The organism is Microbacterium sp. UBA1097 (assembly GCF_002313585.1).
Lineage (GTDB): Bacteria > Actinomycetota > Actinomycetes > Actinomycetales > Microbacteriaceae > Microbacterium.
The window spans coordinates 48,498-68,449 of the sequence record NZ_DCBW01000014.1 but is presented as its reverse complement, the minus strand read 5'-3'; the positions used below and the strand labels follow the sequence as shown (position 1 = coordinate 68,449).

20 protein-coding genes and 1 pseudogene are annotated in these 19,952 nt (G+C 65.0%); 10 read left to right on the top strand and 11 right to left on the bottom strand.

Features of this window, described 5'->3' with window-relative positions; translation table 11 throughout:
• From B4F19_RS04160 to mobF, 3 genes are all read right to left on the bottom strand, one after another.
• Nucleotides 1–416 (bottom strand): ATP-binding protein (locus B4F19_RS04160; protein ID WP_292732939.1); only part of this gene is annotated, 416 nt, incomplete at its 3' end.
• Between the two features lie 382 nt (nt 417–798).
• Nucleotides 799–1,158, bottom strand: coding sequence for a sulfate permease (locus tag B4F19_RS04155; protein WP_286793513.1), 360 nt, complete (start codon nt 1,156–1,158; stop codon nt 799–801).
• 157 nt (nt 1,159–1,315) lie between these two features.
• Nucleotides 1,316–4,879: a MobF family relaxase gene (mobF, locus tag B4F19_RS04150; protein ID WP_292732937.1), complete on the bottom strand. Its 3,564-nt coding sequence runs from the start codon at nt 4,877–4,879 to the stop codon at nt 1,316–1,318.
• 340 nt (nt 4,880–5,219) lie between these two features.
• Here mobF and B4F19_RS04145 point away from each other — a divergent pair, with 340 nt between their 5' ends.
• From B4F19_RS04145 to B4F19_RS04130, 4 genes are all read left to right on the top strand, one after another.
• The gene (locus B4F19_RS04145; protein WP_286932051.1) at nt 5,220–7,439 is read left to right on the top strand and encodes a glycoside hydrolase domain-containing protein; all 2,220 of its coding nucleotides are present in this window, start codon (nt 5,220–5,222) and stop codon (nt 7,437–7,439) included.
• 76 nt (nt 7,440–7,515) lie between these two features.
• Entirely contained in the window at nt 7,516–7,902 is a 387-nt protein-coding gene (locus tag B4F19_RS04140) for a hypothetical protein (protein ID WP_286793489.1), read from the top strand.
• Nucleotides 7,903–8,032: 130 nt separating this feature from the next.
• A protein-coding gene (locus tag B4F19_RS04135; protein ID WP_414683147.1) for an IS5 family transposase occupies nt 8,033–8,888 on the top strand; the annotation gives its coding sequence in 2 pieces (ribosomal slippage) (nt 8,033–8,350 and nt 8,352–8,888; 855 coding nt in all).
• A gap of 152 nt (nt 8,889–9,040) precedes the next feature.
• The gene (locus B4F19_RS04130) at nt 9,041–9,445 is read left to right on the top strand and encodes a hypothetical protein (RefSeq protein ID WP_292732935.1); all 405 of its coding nucleotides are present in this window, start codon (nt 9,041–9,043) and stop codon (nt 9,443–9,445) included.
• Nucleotides 9,446–9,522: 77 nt separating this feature from the next.
• On the opposite strand, the gene B4F19_RS04125 is transcribed toward B4F19_RS04130, so the two are convergent.
• From B4F19_RS04125 to B4F19_RS04115, 3 genes are read right to left on the bottom strand one after another with little or no spacing between them, the layout of a single operon-like run.
• Entirely contained in the window at nt 9,523–10,020 is a 498-nt protein-coding gene (locus B4F19_RS04125) for a peptidase inhibitor family I36 protein (protein WP_286793486.1), read from the bottom strand.
• Between the two features lies 1 nt (nt 10,021).
• On the bottom strand, nt 10,022–11,032 hold the full coding sequence (locus B4F19_RS04120) for a hypothetical protein (RefSeq protein WP_292730025.1): 1,011 nt from the start codon (nt 11,030–11,032) through the stop codon (nt 10,022–10,024).
• Complete coding sequence (locus tag B4F19_RS04115) at nt 11,025–11,558, bottom strand: RNA polymerase sigma factor (RefSeq protein ID WP_286793484.1); 534 nt, start codon at nt 11,556–11,558, stop codon at nt 11,025–11,027. Before B4F19_RS04115 ends, B4F19_RS04120 begins: the two co-directional genes overlap by 8 nt.
• Nucleotides 11,559–11,829: 271 nt before the next feature.
• Here B4F19_RS04115 and B4F19_RS04110 point away from each other — a divergent pair, with 271 nt between their 5' ends.
• Nucleotides 11,830–12,414 carry a hypothetical protein gene (locus B4F19_RS04110; protein ID WP_286932053.1) on the top strand — a complete coding sequence of 195 codons (585 nt, stop codon included), beginning with the start codon at nt 11,830–11,832 and terminating at the stop codon, nt 12,412–12,414.
• An 85-nt stretch (nt 12,415–12,499) separates the two neighbouring features.
• Here B4F19_RS04110 and B4F19_RS04105 read toward each other — a convergent pair whose 3' ends face one another.
• Nucleotides 12,500–12,742: a helix-turn-helix domain-containing protein gene (locus tag B4F19_RS04105; RefSeq protein WP_286793482.1), complete on the bottom strand. Its 243-nt coding sequence runs from the start codon at nt 12,740–12,742 to the stop codon at nt 12,500–12,502.
• Nucleotides 12,742–13,218, bottom strand: coding sequence for a DUF2975 domain-containing protein (locus tag B4F19_RS04100; protein WP_286793481.1), 477 nt, complete (start codon nt 13,216–13,218; stop codon nt 12,742–12,744). Before B4F19_RS04100 ends, B4F19_RS04105 begins: the two co-directional genes overlap by 1 nt.
• A gap of 221 nt (nt 13,219–13,439) precedes the next feature.
• Between B4F19_RS04100 and B4F19_RS04095 the strand changes: the two genes are divergently transcribed.
• A complete protein-coding gene (locus tag B4F19_RS04095) occupies nt 13,440–13,943 on the top strand; it encodes a hypothetical protein (protein ID WP_286793480.1) in 504 nt (167 codons plus the stop codon).
• Nucleotides 13,944–14,072: 129 nt separating this feature from the next.
• Here B4F19_RS04095 and B4F19_RS04090 read toward each other — a convergent pair whose 3' ends face one another.
• From B4F19_RS04090 to B4F19_RS04080, 3 genes are all read right to left on the bottom strand, one after another.
• Nucleotides 14,073–14,465, bottom strand: coding sequence for a hypothetical protein (locus tag B4F19_RS04090; RefSeq protein ID WP_292730029.1), 393 nt, complete (start codon nt 14,463–14,465; stop codon nt 14,073–14,075).
• A gap of 437 nt (nt 14,466–14,902) precedes the next feature.
• Nucleotides 14,903–15,355: a GNAT family N-acetyltransferase gene (locus B4F19_RS04085; RefSeq protein ID WP_286793478.1), complete on the bottom strand. Its 453-nt coding sequence runs from the start codon at nt 15,353–15,355 to the stop codon at nt 14,903–14,905.
• A 7-nt stretch (nt 15,356–15,362) separates the two neighbouring features.
• Nucleotides 15,363–15,647: a hypothetical protein gene (locus B4F19_RS04080; protein ID WP_286793477.1), complete on the bottom strand. Its 285-nt coding sequence runs from the start codon at nt 15,645–15,647 to the stop codon at nt 15,363–15,365.
• Nucleotides 15,648–15,924: 277 nt separating this feature from the next.
• Between B4F19_RS04080 and B4F19_RS04075 the strand changes: the two genes are divergently transcribed.
• The 4 genes and pseudogenes from B4F19_RS04075 to B4F19_RS04060 all read left to right on the top strand — a co-directional run.
• Nucleotides 15,925–16,338 carry a hypothetical protein gene (locus tag B4F19_RS04075; RefSeq protein WP_286793476.1) on the top strand — a complete coding sequence of 138 codons (414 nt, stop codon included), beginning with the start codon at nt 15,925–15,927 and terminating at the stop codon, nt 16,336–16,338.
• Nucleotides 16,339–16,365: 27 nt separating this feature from the next.
• The gene (locus tag B4F19_RS04070; RefSeq protein ID WP_292730035.1) at nt 16,366–17,307 is read left to right on the top strand and encodes a hypothetical protein; all 942 of its coding nucleotides are present in this window, start codon (nt 16,366–16,368) and stop codon (nt 17,305–17,307) included.
• 137 nt (nt 17,308–17,444) lie between these two features.
• Nucleotides 17,445–18,688 (top strand): IS3 family transposase gene (locus B4F19_RS04065; RefSeq protein ID WP_374198034.1). Its coding sequence is split into 2 segments (ribosomal slippage): nt 17,445–17,757 and nt 17,757–18,688, totalling 1,245 coding nucleotides; the frame shifts between segments, so codons are not numbered across the junction.
• A gap of 1,030 nt (nt 18,689–19,718) precedes the next feature.
• A pseudogene (locus B4F19_RS04060) lies at nt 19,719–19,952 on the top strand (serine/arginine repetitive matrix protein 2); the annotation flags it as partial.

Genomic DNA, 19,952 nt, shown 5'->3' with positions numbered 1-19,952 from the left:
GCGACGATCGCATCCACATCGAGGGTCACCGCGAGGGCGGGGCCACCGTCTTGCCATGCGGCGACCTCGACGTGACGTGCCTGGCTGAGGGATGCGGCAGGCAGGCCCATCCCGAAACGACCAAACGACTCACGCCGGTCGAAGCGAGATGAGCCGCCGAACTTGAGGCAGAGTTCAAGTTCTCGACGACTCATTCCGGCGCCGTTGTCGAGCACCTCGATCTCCGGGTGCAGTGCCCCATCCGGTCGCGCGATGGTGAGTTCGATCTCGGTCGCCCCTGCCTGGATTGAGTTGTCGATGAGTTCCGCGAGCGCCGTCGCGAGGCTGACGTAGCCGGATTCGCGCACGGCCCGGATGAAATTGGACGATACGACGAGTTCTTCCGGCCGCCGGGTGGGATTGGTTCTGCCGCTCATCGAAGCCCTCTCGCTGGATACCGGGGTACCTCCAGGGTAGCTCGGCGAAGCCGTTGTGACGAGCAAGCCGTGGTGCCGATTCTTCTCGGCTCGCGACGACCCTGCCGACAGAATCCGCGGGGTCGAAGAAGTCGCGCCGTCATTGGTTCCTGGGTGCTTTCACGCGGACCGGACGGCGGCCGACACGCACGAACGCGCCTCGCCGAGTCGTGCGCAGATGGCGATGGCAGCGGCGCACCGGGTGAGAACTCGGAAGCGAGGGGAATCGCATCTAAGGGCATCTGATCTGGGCTTTTGTTTTCCAGAGTGGTTCTCTGCGTGTCACGATTGTGAGGATTGCGGACTGCTGATCGCTCAAGATGGTCTGCGACGCAGGGGGTGCTCATCGTGCGGCTCCCACCGTCGGTGCGCCGGCATCCACCTTGCCGCGCTGGCGATGGGACACGGCCTCCCGGATTCGGATGCGCGTGAGAATGAGCATGCTGATCGGGCCGATGAAGACAAACTTCATCGCATTCCAAACGAGCAAGAGCACGAGGAGGTTGGGCCACCCCGGTCCACCGTCGGCCATGAAGTTGGTGCAGATCTTCGCAAGAAGCAAGTAGGGAACGGCCAGGAGCATCGCCGGGACGCCCCACTTGAGACCGCGCCGGGTTCGGATCGCGGCGAGCAGGAGGTTGGTGGGCGCGTAGCTGAGGATGCTGTGGGTGCGGACGCTGGCCGCCCAGATGAGCCGGAACATGGGCATAGTCCTCTCAGGGGTTCGGCGACAAGAACCTGAAAGGACCGCCCGCGGCTGCGGGATGGTCATACCGTCGCGCGGAGCGACAGCGCCAATATGGAGGCCGCCTCGTCATTCACTCTACGACGCAGCCCTGACATCCGGAAGGGCACGCGCATCACAGCGAGCGGCGCACCGGCTCCCGTCCGGCCCGCCGCTGCGGCTCCTCCCCCGGCCCTCGCGCGAGGTCGCGTGCCCGGTCGAGTGCGGCGCGGGCGCGGGCTGCGTCAATCTTCTGCGCGTCGTCCTCGCCGGGAGCCCCGAGCGGGATGATGTCGGTGATGCCGTAACGGTCGCGGTACGCGGCGACCGTGCGGGCCAGGCGACGCCAGGTCGCGGCCGTCTTGGCGTCCTTCGGCGGGGTGCCGAGCGCCTTCGTCCACCCCTGGTTCTCGGTGAGCGCGGCGTCGAGGAGGGCGGCCGCGCGGGTCTCGATGAGGTCGCGCCGTTCGGTGAGCGCCTGCCGGAGCTCGGCGCTCATGGTGCCGATGGCTTCGGGGATGAGCCCGGCGATCAGCTGGGGCGTCTTGCGGACGCGGCCGGACCCGGCAGGGCGGGCGGTGGCGCGTGTCACCCGGGAGTGGAGAACGGCGGCAATGTCGTCGGCATCGGAGAATCCCCGTGTCCGCGCGAGCCTTGGCAGCAGGGTTTCGATGTCGTGGTGGTTGGCCTCGGCGCGGCGAAGCTCGGCAGTCAATGCGCCGAAGGCTGGGGAGCTGATCGCGGCATCCGCTTCGTCGTCGGTGAGCACGGACGCGCGGACGAGGAGCGCCCACCTGTCGTGCTGTGCTGCGGCAGCGATCGTCTCGTACTCCGCGGCGAACTGGCCGATGTTCGCCCAGGCGTCTTGCTCGGCGGCGATGGTCTCGTGCGCGGAGAGCTCGGCGCTGACGTTCTGGAGCACCCCGAACAGGACATTCCTGGCGGTGGCGTCGGTGTTGTCGCTGGGGTGCGGGCCCTGGTGAGAGTCGTCGGGCTTGTCGGTGGCGACGTAGGCGCGGTTGGCGTCTCGGCCGCGGGTGAGCGCGACGTACAGGTTCTCCCTCGTCATAGATGGGTCGACCAGGACGTGCGAGGTGTCTGTCGTGATGCCCTGGGCCCTGTAGGAGGTCACCGCGTAGCCGAGGTCGAGGTGTTCGGCCGCATAGTCCGCGGGAAGCACGACCGACCCACCCCACTTCCGCCCGGTGCGGCGGAGGGTGACTGATCCGTCGTCGCGGATATCGGTGACGGTCCAGCGGTCGCCGTTGCGGACCCAAGAGCGTCCGGCGCGCAGGCGCCGATCATTGCGCCGGGTGATGACCTTTTCCCCGGCCGCGGCGTGGCTGCCGTCATGCAGCTCGACCTCGCGGGTGCCGCCTATGGTGCCGTCCAGGATCAGGTCGGTACGAGCACGTTGGTTGAGCTCTCGGACGGATTCGTTGGAGTCGGTGACCAGCACCGTCGCTCGCCCGGCGACGGTGTCGGTGCGCCAGGCGGTGTAGGCGGCGTCGATCATCGCCTCCGTCTCCCCGCCCGTCACCCGGCCGTGCTCCATGTAGGTGTCGATGACCTCGGTGTGCCCATGCCGCAGGCCGAGGGAGGCGGTCTTCTCCCACGGGTTGACGAACCTGTGGACATCCACCAGCTCCGGGGCGTCGCCCCGGTCATGCACCAGGAGGGAGAACGCCCCACCCGCGTCGACGGACTGGAGCTGCGCGTAGTCCCCAACCAAGAGCACCTTCGCCCCCGCCTCGGCGGCCAGCGCGGTGATGCGGTCGAGCGAGAGGGTGCCGGCGAGGGAGGCTTCGTCCACGATCACGAGCTGACCCGCGCGGAACGTGGCCCTAGTGCGCTCGTGGATCTCCCACCACTTCGCGGTGTTCTCCGTCGCGATCCCGAGGTCGCCGGCAAGGACCTGCGCGGCGACCGCGGACGGCGCAAGTCCGACCACCGTGCCGCGCCCGTGCTCGGCCTCCCACGCCCGCCGCAGCGCGGACATCGCCGTTGTCTTCCCCGCCCCGGCCGGGCCGACAAGGACATCTACGATGCGGCCCGACACCGCGACCGACGCGAGCGCGGCGGCCTGGTCGTCGCCGAGCAGCCGCCCTTCCCGATCGGGTCGGGCGGCGATCCGTTCCACCGTCGTCAGCGGCACGGTCGGGCCGGTCGTCATGCGGGCGCGCTCGAGGAGGCGGTCTTCGGCGGCGAGCAAGAGTTCGGAGGAGAACACCGTGAAGTGTTTCGGCCGGAACACCGACGTGCCGTCCGGGCGGCGGAACGCCACCGGGCTCGTCGCGAGCTCCGGCGGCGTGAGCCGCAGCGAGGCGGCTTCGGCGGCGTCCGCGACCAGGCCGACGACCGCTTCCCGATCCACGGTGGAGGCGAACCGGTAGCCCATCGTCTGCCGGGCCGCTTCCGCGGTGAGGTTCCACCGCCGCCAAGTGGAGCGCTTCTCGCCCACCACCTCGACGACGGACTGCCCGAGGGATGCGATCACGTCCAGGGGGATGTCGTCCGCGCGCAGCAACAGCGGTGCGTCGTTCGCGGTGGCCTGGCGCGCCCAGGAGGTCGCGTCCCGCCCGAGCAGCCGGCCGGCGCGGTCCCGCCATTCGACGGTCAGGTCCGCCAGGGATCGGACCTGCTTCTCCGGGCGGGTGGTGAGGGTGGCTTGGGCGCGCAGCTTGATGATCGTCGCGGTCGAGGGTTGCCGTCCGTGCTTGGCGACGTACTCGGCGATGAGCCGGTTCTTCTCGGCCTCGATGTGCCCGGAGCGGGAGGAGAACTCGGCCACCAGCTCCTCCGGCACCGAGGCGATCGCCCACGCGGGGTTGCGGTCGCGGCCCATGTCGCGGGACTCCCACCCGACGCCAAACGTGCGGGTCAGATGATCGGCGAAGACGGCCTCGTGCAACTCCGAAAGGGCGACGGTCGCGGCGTGCATGGGCCGTCCGTCGAGGGAGCGCCACTTGCCGTCGAGAACGGTCTGCACCTTGTTCGAGATGACGACGTGCGTGTGCAAGTGAGGGTCGCCCGCGCGGGAGTCGTAGTGATCGAACGCCGTGGCGACCAGTCCGCGGACATCGACCTGCGCAACCGCTCCATTGCGGGCGGTTGCGCCGGTCCGGGTGGCTGCAACCTCTCGTTCCATGAACGCAACCACCTCCGCAACCGCCGCATGGTGCGCGTCCGCGATCAACGCCTGAGTGCCCGCGTCCGCAACCGCCCACAACGCCGAGGCGGACTTCGGAATGCTGAACGTGAAGTCATACCCGGCGACCGCGCGGCGCGTCCCGCGTGCCGCTTCCTCGGCCTCGATCCGCGCGACCGCCTCCGCGCGCGAGGCCGGGCCGAGGCCGGGTTCGAGGGCGGCGGTGCGCTCCTGGACGCGCTCGGCCACGGTCTTGTAGGCGGGATACGCCAGGCCGAGCGGGTCGCCCGTGACCGGGTTCCGACCCATCCCGACCAGGAGCTGGAGCTGGGACTCGGAAACCTGATCCCCCACCAAGATCACCCCGCCCAACGCGGCGACACCCGCACCGAGCCACCGCCCCGGAGGACTGCCCTCCTCGGCGTAGTACTTCGTCAGCGGGGTTGAGAGTGACCTGTCGCCGTCGCCGACGGCGACGGTACGCAGCAGGTACTTGTAACCGTCACCCGCCGACATAACGCGCATCGAGACCGTCACCCGCTCGCCTCCCATCGCTCAAGGAGGAGGTGAGCGACCGCCCGCCCGCAGGGCGGGACCTTGACCTGCAAGACGCGTGGTGCCGCTGACGCGAGGTCGGCGACAACGGCGTCATGGTGGTCCGCAGTCCGGGCTCCGGAGCGCGGCGCGAACAACAGGCAGATGCGGCGACGGCAGTCATGACCACCGCTGCCGAGCGACGTCAATTAGCCGGAGTCCTCCGTGAGGACCGAGACGATGTCCGGATACCTGGCGCTCAGGAAGACGACGCGCACGTAAGGTTCCGACTGTTCACCAAACGATTCCAGCGTCAGGATCGACGATTGCGACCGAAGCCAGAATCGAGGAACAAGGGATGTCCGACCCATGGGTTCAGAACACGCAGCAATGGATCAATCTCACCTACCCGGGCATGCTGGGAATCCTGCCGCTTGTCGTTGACGGACAGACCGGATGGAACACGATCTACGCTCTCATCCGAGCCCTCCAGCACGAGCTCGGCATCACCGCGCTCTCGAACAATTTCGGACCGGGCACCCTTGCCGCCCTCACCGCGGTGAGTCCGGTAAACGACAGCACCGTGAACAAGAACATCATCCGCATCGCGCAAGGTGCGATGTATTGCAAGGGCTACAACGGTGGCAACGGCGCACTGGACGGCGTATGGGACGCGGTCCCAGTCGCGGGGATGCAGTCACTGCGAACGAACATGGGTCTATCTGCCGGGGACGGATCGATCGAGCCCAAGGTGTTCAAGGCACTACTGAACATGGATGCCTTCACTCTCGTGTCTGGCGGTACGAGCGCGATTCGTTCAATCCAGCAGTCACTAAACGGCAGATACCTCCATCGACAGGACTTCTACGTCATCCCGACTGATGGCTACTACACACGTGACGTGCAGCGTGCCCTGATGTTCGCAATCCAATACGAAGTTGGAATCGCGGACGGCGTCGCGAACGGTAACTTCGGTCCGGCGACCAAGTCCGGGCTCCAAACGTACGGCGCACTCACGCTCGGCAGCACCGACACCACAAGGTATCTCGTCCACCTATTCCAGGCCGCACTGATATTCAACGGCTACAGCGTCGCCTACGACGGCAACTACGGAAGCGGCACCCGAACGCAAACACTCGCGTTCCAAGAGTTCGTCGCACTCCCGCAGAACGGCAACGCCGACGTCCAGACCTGGGGCTCCCTCCTCGTCTCCACGGGCGACGCAGACCGGCCAGGCGCAGGAGCCGACTGTGTCACGACGCTCACCAGCGCCCGACTCACGACACTTCGTGGCGCCGGGTACGAGTACTTTGGCCGCTACCTCACCAACGCGACAGATGACAACCCCGACAAGTGTTTCAAACCCGGCGAAGCCGCTCGGATCATCGCGGCTGGAGGGAAGATCTTCCCTCTTTTCCAGACCGGCGGCGGATCGCTCGAGCACTTCACCTACCAGCGTGGCAAGGAGGTCGCGGAGGAGGCTGCCAATGCCGCATGGTGGTACCGCATGCCAGCCAATGCCGTCATCTACTTCTCCGTAGACTTCGATGTGCAGGACTGGGAACTCACCGACTTCGTCATCCCGTACTTCCAAGGCGTCAACGAGATGATCGATGAGTTTGGTAGGAACTGGCGAGTCGGGGTCTACGGCCCACGCCACGCGTGCGCCCGTATCTCTGGCGAGGGACTAGCGACGTACAGCTTCGTCTCCGACATGTCCACAGGGTATGCCGGAAATCTCACATATACGCTGCCTGCAAACTGGGCCTTCGATCAAATCCAGACCATCACCGTCGGAAGCGGAAGCGGAGCGGTCGAGATCGACAAGAACATCGTCTCGGGCCGCGACGCAGCTGTCTCAGCTCTCGCAGCTGCGGTCGGCGTCGGTGACGATCCGCAGATACCTTCTTCACAGCTAGACGCGTTCGAGTCGGAGTGGTACGGCGCATGCACCCGCTACCCCGACGAGCTCTTGGGTAGCACCACCCCTCAGCTGGAAGTGATGGCACTCAACCGGTCGAACGTCAAGACGAAGGTGGAGAGCCATGACGCGTTCATCACGAACCTCGCCAGCGAGTACAACATCTACAAGGCGCTGATCATGACCCCGCTGATCTGGGAGTCGATGGTTATCAACATAGGTGACGATGTCCAGGACGGCCGGGTGATCGCGTACTACGCAGCGGTGCTCGCGGGTCAAGCCCCACCAGCCCTGTCCGTCGACGACAGTTCTACGGGACCCTGTCAGATCTTCGCGCGAACCGGCATTGACGCTCGAAACTGGGCGCGGAGCAGAGGTTTCATCACGGATGGTCCGTACAGCGCGAGCGTCCCGCAGGACATGTTCGACGTGTGGGAAGGTCTGCACAACGACGAGGAGTTCAACATCGAGACCGCGATGTTCGAGATGATGCGTCAAGCCGAGGTCCGCTCGAGCATGGCTCCGTCCAGCCTCCGCGATCTCACTCCGAGCCAGGTTCTCCAGATGTGCTGGGGGTACAACGGGGACGTCTACTATGGCCGCCATCGCGCCCAGCTCTACTACACGATCATGCGGTGGGAGGATTCATTCCGTTGAACGTCGCCCATCGCACCCTGACCCCGGTCCAAACATGCTGAATACGGACCGCACCTCACACACGTATCATCGGCACATGACCACCGCTGCCAGTCTCGACCGCGTGGGGGAGCCTGTGCTCTCCGGGTGGAAGACGACCGGCCACGCGATTGGCTTCTGGCTTCTCGCAGCGATGGGCATCGTCGTGACGACCGGGGCCTGGTTCTGGCTCGCGATCGTCGGTTTAGAGGAGACCACCGAACAGCCCAAGGCCCTCGCCTCGGGGACAACTATGACGGGCACCGCACTCTTCTTTGGTGTCGTACCGCTGGTTGCGGTGCACCTCGTAGGATTCGCAATCCTCATGTCGTACGGAGCATCGAGGCGACACAACCGGCAATCCGGGCTCTGGCTGGGCGCTGGGGCGACGATTGCCGCGTCGTCAATCGGGCTCACGGTGCTCTTGCTCTTCCTCTACGCCTAGCCTGCATCGATGAGACACGAGGGTTCGGCGGAGTTGCGCCTAGGCCGTGTTGATCAAGAGCTTTCGCTCCCCGCTGGGACAGTCTTGAACGGTGACGCGACAGGAGATCTCTGACGAGGTGTGGTCCGTGATGGAGCCGTTGATGCCGACGGTGTCGGGTCGGTCGAGGCCGTGGACCGATCATCGGCTGGCTATCGAGGGGATGGCGTGGAAGTATCGCACGGGTGCGCCGTGGCGTGACGTGCCGGAGCGGTTCGGGAAGTGGAACTCGATCTACAAGCGGTTCAGCCGGTGGGCCGAGGACGGCACTTGGGAGAAGCTGCTCGCTGAGGTGCAGAAGCAGGCCGACGCCGCAGGGAAGATCGATTGGGTCGTCTCGATCGACTCGACGATCGCGCGTGTTCATCAGCACGGCGCGACCCTGAATCGGGACACAGGGGGCTCTTCCGAATCACAAGAATCCGTGGTTCGAGCCGCCTGATCACGGGATCGGTCGCTCCCGTGGCGGGCTCACGACCAAGCTGCACTTGGTCTGCGACGGTCGCGGCCGGCCGCTGGGGATGATGATCACCGGCGGGAACATCAACGACACCACGATGATGACCGCCGTCCTTGAGGACATCCGCGTCCCCCGCGATGGGAAGGGCCGCCCCCGCACCCGTCCCGATCGGGTGCTCGCCGACAAGGGCTACCCGTCGAAGGCAAACCGTGCCTGGCTCCGTGACCGCGGGATCGCGGCGACGATCCCGGAGCGTGACGACCAGATCGCGCACCGGCGGAAGAAGCCTGGCCGACCAATCGACTTCGGCGACCAGCAGCAGGAACGCTACAAGGGTCGCAACATCGTCGAACGCTGCTTCAACAAGCTCAAGCAGTGGCGCGGCATCGCGATGCGCTCTGACAAGACCGCCCGCAGCTACCGCGCCGCCGTCAGCCTCGCCGCCACGCTGATCTGGATCAAATCAGACTTGATCAACACGGCCTAGCACTCAACGACAAGATGCCCGCTGGACGGAGAGCCCTCCAGCTCCCTCCTCACCCTGCTCACTCATGTTTTCCCCGGAGAACTGCGCTGATGACGACGAGGCCCCGGGCATGGTCGTCCGCTCGAACCACTTCGTCCGAGTCCCCAAACGAGATGAGTCGCTCCAATGACCTGAACGATTCGTCAAATGAGGGGGGGTCGCCAGGAACAGCGGGCGTTATCGCAAGCGGCGTTCTCGCTTGTCTTGCGGGCCTCGCCGGGATTCTCTCACTCGGCATGACGGGGCTCGCGTGGTACAACGGAGAGCTGCGTGAGACAACAAGCTACGACTCGACCGAGGCAGGTATCGGCTACGGCATCGCGTGCTTCCTCTGGGTGGTGGCGGCTGCGCTGATCATCGTTGCGTTCGTGCTGGCACTAATACAGGCGCGGCGACAGCCGGAGCGTCGGAAGTTCTTTCTCGCTCTTGCCGGCCTTGTGCCCGCGGGGTGCGCGGTCGTCGTGGCCATCGGATGGTTCTTGCTGCTCGCGCCAGGAGGCGCGACCTTCGCGCCGTAAGGCACCTGCCGCGCCCCCTCCCCCAATGAGGCGTACACCACCTGCTGGTTGCCTGCAGACGTGTCGCTGAGGGTTCGTCAGCTCACGCAGGTCAGTTTCGTGATGCTGGTGGAAGCGTAGGCGAGGGAGCCACCGGCGCTGACCGTGGCGAGGACGGTGCCGCTGGAGTTCTTGCCCTGCACGTAGCCGCTGCTGCGTGCGTTCGCGAGCGATCGGACGACGCTGAGAGCGCCCGTTGACTGTGTCGTGTTGCAGGCGGAGAAGCTGAGCTTGCTTCCCGAGAGATTGTACCCGGAGTAGGCGCAGTAGTAGCCGGTTGCGCAGGACCCGACCGCCATCGTGGTGATCAGACCCTCGTCGGCCGCAAGAGTGAGTATCACCGCCCCGTCCTCCCAGGTGACCTCGTTGGGTGCTGTCTGGGATCCACCGGGGAACTCCGCGAGCACGGCGTCAACGCGGGCTTGGAGCTCGCTGGTATCGTCCGCGTACGCCGCGACACCAGGCGTGAACAGAGCCAGGGCAAGAGCACCTACAGCGGCAAGAACGGCGAGTCGACGAGAACGGGTACCGGTCATTTCATCTCCATATCGTGTAGTCAGTCACGGCGCCGGCGGGAATCCCGAAGTCCGGGAGTCCGTCGATCGTGTTGGTCTCTGCCGCGAGGATTCGCCAGGAGGCAGGGTCAATGATGAGTCGGGTGCGGTAGTCGGGCTGAAGGTCGGTGGGCTCGGTGTTCAGCACTACCCCGGACCGACCGGCCCGGTCGGTCGTCTCCCCCGCCACTGTGACACCGGCCGCGTCGAGGACAACTGTGATCGCGGCGCGCTGTGCCGCTTCGCTGAGCGTCCACACTTGCATCAGGGAGGTGACCGCGAGGACGTAGTCGCCCGCCGACGGCGCGTCAGCGTCAGTCCCGCCTTGTTCCCTCAGGAAGGCTTGGAGGTAGGCGCGCATGCCGTCGACGTCATCAGGTGGCGCGGTGGGGAACGGCGTGACGAGCTCGCCAGGCGCCCAACTGTCCTCGTAGAGGATCGTGCCTGTCGCCTCCGCGGACGCTGGTACCGGTTCAATCGGGGAGCCGTCGGCGGACATGGGGACTCCGGCGATGACCCGACTCGTGCCAGAGAGATCGTCGTTCCACTCGATCTGCGTCCGCTGCGGCTGTATGAATGTCGCGGTGGGGCTGTCCAGGTCGAGCTGCACGAACCAGCCTTCCCACTCCGCACCGCGGCGGGACTCGGCAACCTCAGGAGCTGGGACACCGGTCATCGATTCCTCCAGCAGTGTCTCCACAGTCCAGGAAGTCGGTTCGAGCGGCAACCGGTCCGGCGTGATCGCGACGGCGGGCACCGGCCGCAAGATCACGAGCGCGATCACGGCGACGACGGTCACGGCTGCCGCGAAGCCTGATCCGGCGAGCACCAGTGGCCGCCATACACGACGCGGCGAGACTGACCGCGCTGATCGATCCCATTGAGGCGTGCGGCGTCCGGTGAGCAAGTCATCCAACGTTTTCACCGCGTGCTCGGGCAGGGGCTGTCCCTCATGAGGATTGGCCTTGCGAAGGCGCCGACTCAGATCATCCATCCAAATCACCACCCTCAACCAACCTCGGCGAGATGCTCATGTGGGACTCCTCCATGAGCATCGAACGGATCTTTGCCCGGGCGCGAGTGAGTCGCACCCATACTGCCCCCGTGGAGCAATCCAGGAACGTCGCCGCCTCAGATGCTGACAGGCCGTCCCAGTAGGTGAGTTGCAGCACCAGCGCGTCAGCAGGGCGCAGCCGGGCCATCGCCGCTCTCACCTCCAAGTCGTCCTCGTTCTCGTTCCGCGCCGCTGCGGTGAGTTCTTCGATCACAATCCGCTGCATGCGAGCCTGGGCACGGTCGCGTCGCTGGTACTCGTTTCCGATCAGGTTGCGAGCCGCGCGAATTAGCCATCCGACCGTAATGGTCACTCCATTTTTTTGTTTCTCCAGGGCCCGGGCGTAGGTCTCCGCAGTAAGGTCTTCAGCAAGCGCATGGTCGTTCACGCGCTGGTAGATGTAACGCAGGATCGTCCGGTAGCTACGTTTGTAGAGAGTCGTGAAGTCCTCCGGGTCCGGCTCCACGTCTACTCCCCCGCGTTCATGACCAATCACACTCACATGACTTGTTTGGCGAGAACGTCGAATCCTTACACCGGCTCTCGAAGACCCCGAATGCGACCGCGGCCCACCCCCAGCAGTCGTCCGCCGCGCCGCACGTAAGGATTCCCTGCTCCCGCAAACACTACTCAGCACACGCGTCAGATCGGGGCCCGCGAGCACGGCGATACTGCTGCCGATGATCGTGCCGAACCCTGTGCAATGGCGGAGCGAACCAGGGCAGAGAGGGAGACCCATGAGGACTATGAGACAAGCCCGACTGGTGAAGACGACGATCGGACTGCTCGCACTCGCGGGTACTCTTCTGGGCGGCGCGCCGGCTTTTGCGAACGGTGACACCGGTACCGGAACCGACAACAACCAGGACGACTCCGGCACGGTCTTCATCGATGGCCGTACATTCGGGCCGGAGGACGGCGTCGAGGTCACCGAGGAGTGGGTCGTGCTCCCCGAGCCGGGCTCCGGTGGGACTGTCGGTGTCGAATGGCCATCGACGCCACCACCGGGAATGGTTACGCCGATGGTGTACTGGGGCTCGAGCTATGCGTATTCGACCGAGACCGCGTGGGTGTGGTACGAGGGACACGCGAAGGCTGCTGCGAATGTCTATAGCGGTCAGCGAATCATCCAGGTATGCATCCAATTCCAGCGCTCCGGCGTCGGAATCGCTGACAAGAGGTGTTCCTCTGCGAGCAGCAACGGCTCCTACTGGTCATCGGGGCCTGACGTCGTTTCGTATGCCACGGACTCACTCGGATTCGATGACCCGCAGACGATCATGTACATCTGGACGACGCGCATCAACCCGCAGATCCTGTGAGAATCACGCAGGTCTGGTCGTCTTGCGGCGCGCGGGTCGGGTCTCTCCATTGGTGCGAGACGCCGCCCCGTGCCCACGCGCCTGACTATTCGCTGAGAACCCCGGGCGAGGCTGTCCCGTCGTCGTCGGCACGATACGTCAGTATGTCTGCGGGTTGGCATGCGAGCACCTCGCAAATCGCGGCGAGCGTGGTGAAGCGCACCGCCTTGGCGCGGCCGTTCTTGAGGACGAACACGTTGGCGGGTGTGATGCCGATCGCCGCGGCGAGCTCGGCGACCGTGAGCTCGGACCTCCTGAGCTGCTCATCGAGATGAACGTCGATCGGCACTAGATCACTTCCTCCAACTCGTCGTGGAAACGGGTCGACCGTCGCAACAGCCCGAGCATCGTCCACACGACCAGCGCGAACGTCAAGCACAGCAAGAACAGTCCGATCAAGCCATACATCGCCAGCGGCGGTGTGTACTCCCTCACGCTGAGTGCGACAAAGGCTGCGACCAGCAGCACGAGCGCGATGACAGCGACCACGATCAACGCACGAACCCACGGCACGGCGGCCGACGAGAAGATCCGCTCCCGCGCGACCAGAGATACCAAACGCCAGACGACTACCAGAATCGCCTGCCCGCAGCCGATGAACAGGATCGACCACACCAGCGCCGGAACGAACAGATCCCACGCTTCGGGGAAGACGTGAACGACATCAAGCCCTAGGCGCGGCACGAAATACCCCTCGACAAGCAACGAGAAGAGAAACAGCAGGACCAGCAAGACCCGCACGGCCCAGCGAAAAGCGATCGGCATGTTGCCCTCCAACTATCGCAAAACGATATATCGAATAACGATAGTAGATCACATGTCGAGGGCCGCGCGACCGGATTCAGACCAGAAGTAAGGATTCCCCGACTTCGCAAACACTACTGAGCAACGCGCTGCACCTCAGCGCGACAGCGACCAGCGCGACTATTGGTCACCGCCCCGCAGTCCAGGCCGCGACGGGGCGAACCGGAAAGAAAGGGAGAGCTATGACGACCACGAGACATACCCGACTGGCGGGAGCGACGATCGGATTGCTCGCGCTCGTTGGTGCCGTCTTCGGTAGCGCGCCGGCATACGCAGACGACGAAGGGGACACGCCTGCAGAGTTCTCCGAACTCAGCAGCGACGAGATCGCCCTGCTCGAATCCGATGACCCGGTGACGATCACCATCGATCCGGCGACCGGCGCCTTCGAGAGTGTCGAATTAACGCCGGTGCTGATTCAACCGAACAGCGTCTACAGCATCTGCAACACGGGGCACGCATGCTGGCACGGCTGGCTGTCACCCCACATCTGGTACGGGTTCGATGGGAGCGGCGCGACCGGAACGTGGCCGAACCGCGGAAGCTTCTACACCAGTGGCTACTACGCGAGGCCGTGCTGGCTGTACTCCGGCTCCACCGTCTGCGCTGAGGCGTACAGCCCGAAGTACTCCACCATCACGTGGGGGCAAGAACTCACAGGCAAGAGGGTGTACCTCACCACGTAACGCCCGTCTCAGCCGGACTCGAACGCAATCCAGGCGCTGCCACTACGCATCAAGCTCGCGACCTCTAGGACACCGATACCCCGCACTCAGAACCGGTCAACGCTCCTGAGTGCGGGGTATCAGCGTTCCCTAGCGCTGCGGTGGGATGACGAAACCTTCGGGTAGCGCATTGTCGTGAACGACGCCGTTCTGGTCCCCGACGCTGAGGATCGTGTGCGCGTCGAGATTGAGTACGTCTCCGGCGTAGAGCGCATCGCCGTCACGGCGGACGTAGTTGACCCAGTGGAGCCACTGTTCGCCGACGCAGAACCGGGCGCCGATCGTCGAGATGACGTCGTTGGGTGCGACCCTGTAGGCAACCGGGACACCTTGATCGTCCAAGATCGCTTCGCCTGCCGCGTGGGGCATCGGGCCTCGGTCCACGGGGACCGCCAGGGACGCCCCACCGAGTTGTTCGACCTCGGTCTGGTCCGCAAGGGGGTATGCGGGAACAGCTCCTTCGCACGGGCCGGGATCAGCCACCGACCCAGGATCCATCGTGGGCACGGTCGTGGGAGACGGCGCTGAGGTGGCCGACGGGCTCGGCCCCGCGGTCAGAAGCTCCGATGCTGGCGGGGATGCCGTGCACGCCACCGAAAGCGAAGCGATCCCCGCGACGCACGCAATGACTGCCAGTCCTCTCCTCCTCATCCAAGGGAGTCTAGATCGCCTCGCCGGATGATGTCCGCTACGGATATTGCACCGGTGGACGAGCAGAGCACCGAGCACAGGCAGCTACGGGGCGTGCCCCTGCATCGCGTTTGGCGCGGCGGAACAGCGAGCGGTCAGTTACCCCCGCGACCGGGATGCGTCTCGGCAGCGGAGGGATCACACCGTCGGCGGTCAACACGGGGACGACGCTACGGCGCAGCGAGCTTCGCAGACCGGTCAACGCCCGATTCCGTAGGGCGAGTCGGGAGTCAGAGCGTGAGAGCCATCGTTCGGACGTCTGGCCGGTCGCTCATCGGCAACTGCTGGAAGCCGGCCCGTTCGTATGTTGCGATAGCCGGCGCATTGTCCGCAACGACATTCAGCGTCAGAGCTCGTGCGCCAAGCGCCCGAGCCTCCTCGATCGCCAGGCGGACAAGCGCGCTACCGTAGCCGCGACCCCGCCTGGACGGATCGACGATCACCCTGCCGATTCGGGCCGTGCCCTCGTCCAGAGCAAGGTCAAAGTGTCCGATCACGTCCGCCCTGTCGTCGATCATCACCCACGCACTGACGGCATCCGTAGCGGTCATGGCCGCCAGCTGATCAATCGTCAATGGCCACACCAGCCTGGGCCCGGTGAACATGTTCAGCGCATCCGCATCTGCGATCCACCCGACGACCGTCGATATGTCAGCGTCGACCCGTTGCCGGATTCTCAGCATGACGCGCTCACTCCGAGACCTCGATCACGATCCGGCCGCTACCGTCGATGACGCCGGGCCCCTTACCAGGTGTCGGAGCCGGGGCCGGGATCTGCTGCTCGGCCTCCCAGGTGACTCGAGCGTTGTGAGCAGAAGGGTGAAAGAGCTCATCGAAGCCGAGGAGACCAGCGGATGAAGGAGCCGTCGTGTCACCCGCACGGTGCCGTCGGCGAGCAGCGATCCCCACCGCTCCGAAGACGATCGGGACGAGCAGCACGACAACAATCGCGCCCCAGCCCCAGATGTCGTCCATACGCCCCAGGGTACGAGCACGGTCTCGGCCTCAACTCCACCGCACGGCGGAGATCTCCTTACAAGACGCGCGGCAGCGCTGACACCACACATGACCGCGGACACTCAGGGCGGCCGTCGGACTCCCTGTAAGGTATCCGCTTCCCACCAAACGTATCCCTCGAACGATCATCTCGTGAGCAGTTGAACGGTCATCTCGTGAGCAGTTGGAGGTCAAGATGGAAGCGGTCACTGAGTCAGCGAGCGATCTGATCCCCTCGTCTCGTTCGAGGTCGCGCTTGCGCGTCTCGATCCTCGCGTGCGCAGCAGTCGCACTGTCGATTCTGGTCCCCCTTCGCGCGGACGCTCAAACGCCTGGGGAGGCGGAGGCGATCTGCCCGAACGGCTCGACCTGTCTGTGGCGGGACGCGAACTGGGAGACGCTGGGGTACGCCGGCCGGTATCGGAACTACTTCTACTACATTCCGGACTTTTCCGCGTACACCTATCCGAGCACGATCACGTCGCTTGCCAACACCGTGTCGTCTGCGTACAACGACGGCAACTATGAGTGGACCTACTTCTTCACGGGAACGTACCGGACCGGAGATTGGGCAAGAGCGTATATCGATGTCGCGGTCAACTTCGGCTGGCCCTACAACGACAACCTCGAATCCGGCTACTACGAGAGCTGCCTCGACGGTGTCTGCTGACGCACGGTGAAAGACGGGACAAGGACGATGAGAACTTCAAGAACCCAAGCCACAGTCGCGGGCTCCATTGCCGGGCTGCTACTGATCTCCGCTGTCGTGGCGTCTGCCGCTGCGACAGCCGCTGCGGCGACCACGACAACTTCGGGCGACGTTGCGACGGTGGAGATCGATGTCGAGCAGGACCAGTCCCGGTGGGCTCTACCATTGGACAGCTACTTGATCGCGGATCCCCACGCAGTTGCCTATGGCGAGCAACTCGCGGTACAGCCATGCCTGGAAGAGGCCGGATACGCCTGGCCCGTCCCGTGGCAGGACCTCACCGAGGAACGATTCGAGTGGATGAATGATGCAGGTCGCACTCTGTTCAACGCCGAGCTTGCTGCGCGATCGGGATACCACCGACCGATCACCACGTCACCGAGCATCCAGGCCTGGGACGAGTTCGGCGTGTACGTGAACAGCTTCAATGCCGACGACGCGTTCAACGCCGTGTTCGACACGTGCCTCGATGCAGTCCGAGCGGAGAACCCCATGCCGAACATGGACGACCAGATGTACGTGTATGGATTGATCGCCGAATCCAAGCAGATCGCGCTCTCGAGTCCCGCCCTGTCAGACGCTGCCAAAAGGTGGAACTCCTGCCTCCAGGAAGCGGGGATCGATGCCCCTGCGACACCCGAGATGATGCCGACAGACCAGATGAAAGCGACCTTCGGTCTCGACGGGAGCGAAGCTCAACGTGCGGCGGGAGCGACACCGGACGAGATCAAGCTCGCGACCCAGGACGCGGAGTGCGCGGCGTCCAGCCGGTACGACGAGATCTTCTACAAGACCCAATGGGACAGCCAAGTAGTGCTCATCGACAACAACGCCCCCAAGCTGTCGCAGATCAAGGCCGATGTCGATCGATACGCACGCGGCATCCAGACGTTCATCGACGCGTACGCACCGTCAGGGCCTCAGGGCTAACCCACCACGTCCAGGACGAAAGACCATGAGGGAGTACGCAATGAGCACAGTTCATTTCCGAGTTGACCGCGGCCCCTGACCCCTGATCTTGGACACGCTGATTCCAGCACGGCGCTGGGGAAGCGAGAATCCAAGGGATGGCTAGGAAGAACTACACGGACGATTTCCGTCAGCGGGCGGTGGATTTGTATGAGTCCACGCCCGGTGCGACGTTGAAAGCGATCGCAGCGGATCTGGGGATCTCCCGGGGTGCGCTGCGGGAGTGGGTTGAGAAGCTCGGCACCGGTGCGACGACCGCATCGACGTCGGTGCCGGCGTCGGGGCGGTCGGAGTCGCAGGCGGCGCGGATCGTCCGCCTCGAGGCCGAGCTCGCGGCCGCGGAAGCCGAGAAACGCAAGCTGGAGACGGAGCGGGACATCCTCCGCCAGGCGGCGAAGTATTTCGCCGGGGAGACGAACTGGTGAACCGCTTCCAGTTCGTCGAGGACCACAAGGACGCCTACGGCGTGAAGCGGTTGTGCGAGGTCATCGAGATCGCCAGGTCGTCGTTCTACGCCTGGCTCGCGGCGGCCCCGGGACGGGCTGCGCGAGCGGCGGACGATGCGGCGCTGGCGGCGCGGATTCGTGTCCTGCAGGACCCCGATCAGGGTGGCGATCGCGCCTATGGGGCACCGCGCATCACCGCCGACCTCAACGACGGCGTCCCGGCCGCCGAGCGGGTGAATCACAAGCGGGTCGCCCGCGTGATGCGCGAGAACGACCTCGCCGGGATCCGGCTGCGCCGACGGGTGAAGACGACGATCCCGGACCAGTCCGGGAGGCGCTTCCCCGACCTCATCGGGAGGGACTTTTCCATCGGTGAGCCAGGCCGCCGGTACGTCGGCGATATCACCTACCTGCCGATCGCGGACGGGTCGAACCTCTACCTCGCGACCTGCATCGACCTCGGCTCCCGCAAGCTCGCCGGTTGGCAGGTCGCCGACCACATGCGCGTAGGGCTCGTCGAAGATGCGCTGCGCGCCGCGGCCCGTGATCGCGGGTCACTGGCCGGCGCGATCTTTCACAGCGACCACGGCAGCGTCTACACCTCGAAGGCCTACGCCGAGCTCTGCGAGCGACTGAAGGTGACGCAGTCCATGGGTGCGGTGGGGTCGAGTGCCGATAACTCCCTGGCGGAGAGCGTCAACGCCGCGCTGAAACGCGAGCTCCTCGAAGGCGCTGCAGCGTTCCCCGACCAGGCCACCGCCTACCGGGCTGTGTTCCGGTGGGCCAACCGTTACAACACCCGTCGGCGTCACTCCGCGATTGGCCACGTGAGCCCGAACGCCTACGAAGCCGCCTACGCGGCGACCGCGTCAGCTACCCTCGCGGAAGCGGCATAACCGAAACGACACCGTGTCCACGATCGAGGGTCAAGGCCCCGCACCCGCTCGCACAATACTCGGCATCGAATATTCGCGATCCTGGCGGGAGTCCTCCTCGCGATCACCGCCACGCTAGGTCCGGCTGCGGCAGCCTCAGCGTCGGACTGGGGAGGGTACGCCGACCCGGCAAGCTGCAGCGGAAACGACCTGGTCAAAGAGGTCAATGTCTACAGCAACTCTGGCGTATACGTCGGACTGCTTCAAATCAAGTACTCAAACGGCTGCCCGGGAAACTACGCGCGATTCCAGAGCGCAGTCGGTTCAGCTCAAACAGTCGCGCTGAGCATCCACTCACAGGTCGGATGGCAGAACTCGGCCGGTGCAGACGAGACAAACGCCTCGGTCGTGTGGACGCGGGTCATTCAGCTCAACGACCCCAGCGACACAGTGTGCGCGTACCTGGACCTTACCTACTACGGGTACGGGACAGCGTCAGGGTGGACCTGCGCGTGACTCCACATCGTTCCCGACAGCGATGAAGAGACCCCGAAGCTGTGCGGCTTCGGGGTCTCTTCATCCGAACTCTGTAGATCGGCGCGCAGTGGGGTGACTAGATACCGCACGCGCATCCCGCGATCAGCGCGAACGCTCCCCCACGGGCGGTACAACCAGATCACGCACCGACGCAAGAAGCCAGGACACTCGATCGGCTTCGGCGACCAGCAGACGGAGCGCGACAAGGGCCCGCAACTTCGCCGAACGCTGCTTCAACTGGCTCAAGCAGTGGCGGGGCATCGCGATGTGCTCTGACAAGCTCGCCCGCAACTACCGTGTCGCGACCGGCCTCACCGCCACGTCGCGACCAGAGCCGCGGCGACGCATAGCGACACACGTCGCCGCTGTCGTAACACCGCTTGACGGCACTGAAGGGACGACCTCTCGGCACCTGGAAGACCCCCGGGGATTGGCGCGCTCTGCGGGAACTCCCTGGCGTACCTGCTCATCGATACCTCGCCTGGCTCGGGCGAGGTACGCGAAAGGAGCAGCCATGGCCTCGGAGCAAGACAGATCGACCCAAGAGGTGAAACTTGATGAGATCCACGCGCGCCTCGCGACAGCTGTTGAGCAGCTGGTCTCCGGGGATGACTGGCGGCAAGCGATGGGGTTCGCCGCTCGCTTTCGATCGAGGTCGTTCAGGAACACGCTGCTGATCTGGGCTCAGCACCGTGGCACCTTCGAGAGTGGGCTCGTGACCGAGCCCGAGCCGACGTATGTCGCCGGT

Bases quoted from the DNA above. Each gene is read 5' to 3' on its own strand.
- B4F19_RS04155 (WP_286793513.1), bottom strand. From the start codon at position 1,158: ATGTTCCGGCTCATCTGGGCGGCCAGCGTCCGCACCCACAGCATCCTC.
- mobF (WP_292732937.1), bottom strand. From the start codon at position 4,879: ATGGGAGGCGAGCGGGTGACGGTCTCGATGCGCGTTATGTCGGCGGGT.
- B4F19_RS04145 (WP_286932051.1), top strand. From the start codon at position 5,220: ATGTCCGACCCATGGGTTCAGAACACGCAGCAATGGATCAATCTCACC.
- B4F19_RS04140 (WP_286793489.1), top strand. From the start codon at position 7,516: ATGACCACCGCTGCCAGTCTCGACCGCGTGGGGGAGCCTGTGCTCTCC.
- B4F19_RS04130 (WP_292732935.1), top strand. From the start codon at position 9,041: ATGAGTCGCTCCAATGACCTGAACGATTCGTCAAATGAGGGGGGGTCG.
- B4F19_RS04125 (WP_286793486.1), bottom strand. From the start codon at position 10,020: ATGACCGGTACCCGTTCTCGTCGACTCGCCGTTCTTGCCGCTGTAGGT.
- B4F19_RS04120 (WP_292730025.1), bottom strand. From the start codon at position 11,032: ATGGATGATCTGAGTCGGCGCCTTCGCAAGGCCAATCCTCATGAGGGA.
- B4F19_RS04110 (WP_286932053.1), top strand. From the start codon at position 11,830: ATGAGGACTATGAGACAAGCCCGACTGGTGAAGACGACGATCGGACTG.
- B4F19_RS04100 (WP_286793481.1), bottom strand. From the start codon at position 13,218: ATGCCGATCGCTTTTCGCTGGGCCGTGCGGGTCTTGCTGGTCCTGCTG.
- B4F19_RS04095 (WP_286793480.1), top strand. From the start codon at position 13,440: ATGACGACCACGAGACATACCCGACTGGCGGGAGCGACGATCGGATTG.
- B4F19_RS04085 (WP_286793478.1), bottom strand. From the start codon at position 15,355: ATGCTGAGAATCCGGCAACGGGTCGACGCTGACATATCGACGGTCGTC.
- B4F19_RS04080 (WP_286793477.1), bottom strand. From the start codon at position 15,647: ATGGACGACATCTGGGGCTGGGGCGCGATTGTTGTCGTGCTGCTCGTC.
- B4F19_RS04070 (WP_292730035.1), top strand. From the start codon at position 16,366: ATGAGAACTTCAAGAACCCAAGCCACAGTCGCGGGCTCCATTGCCGGG.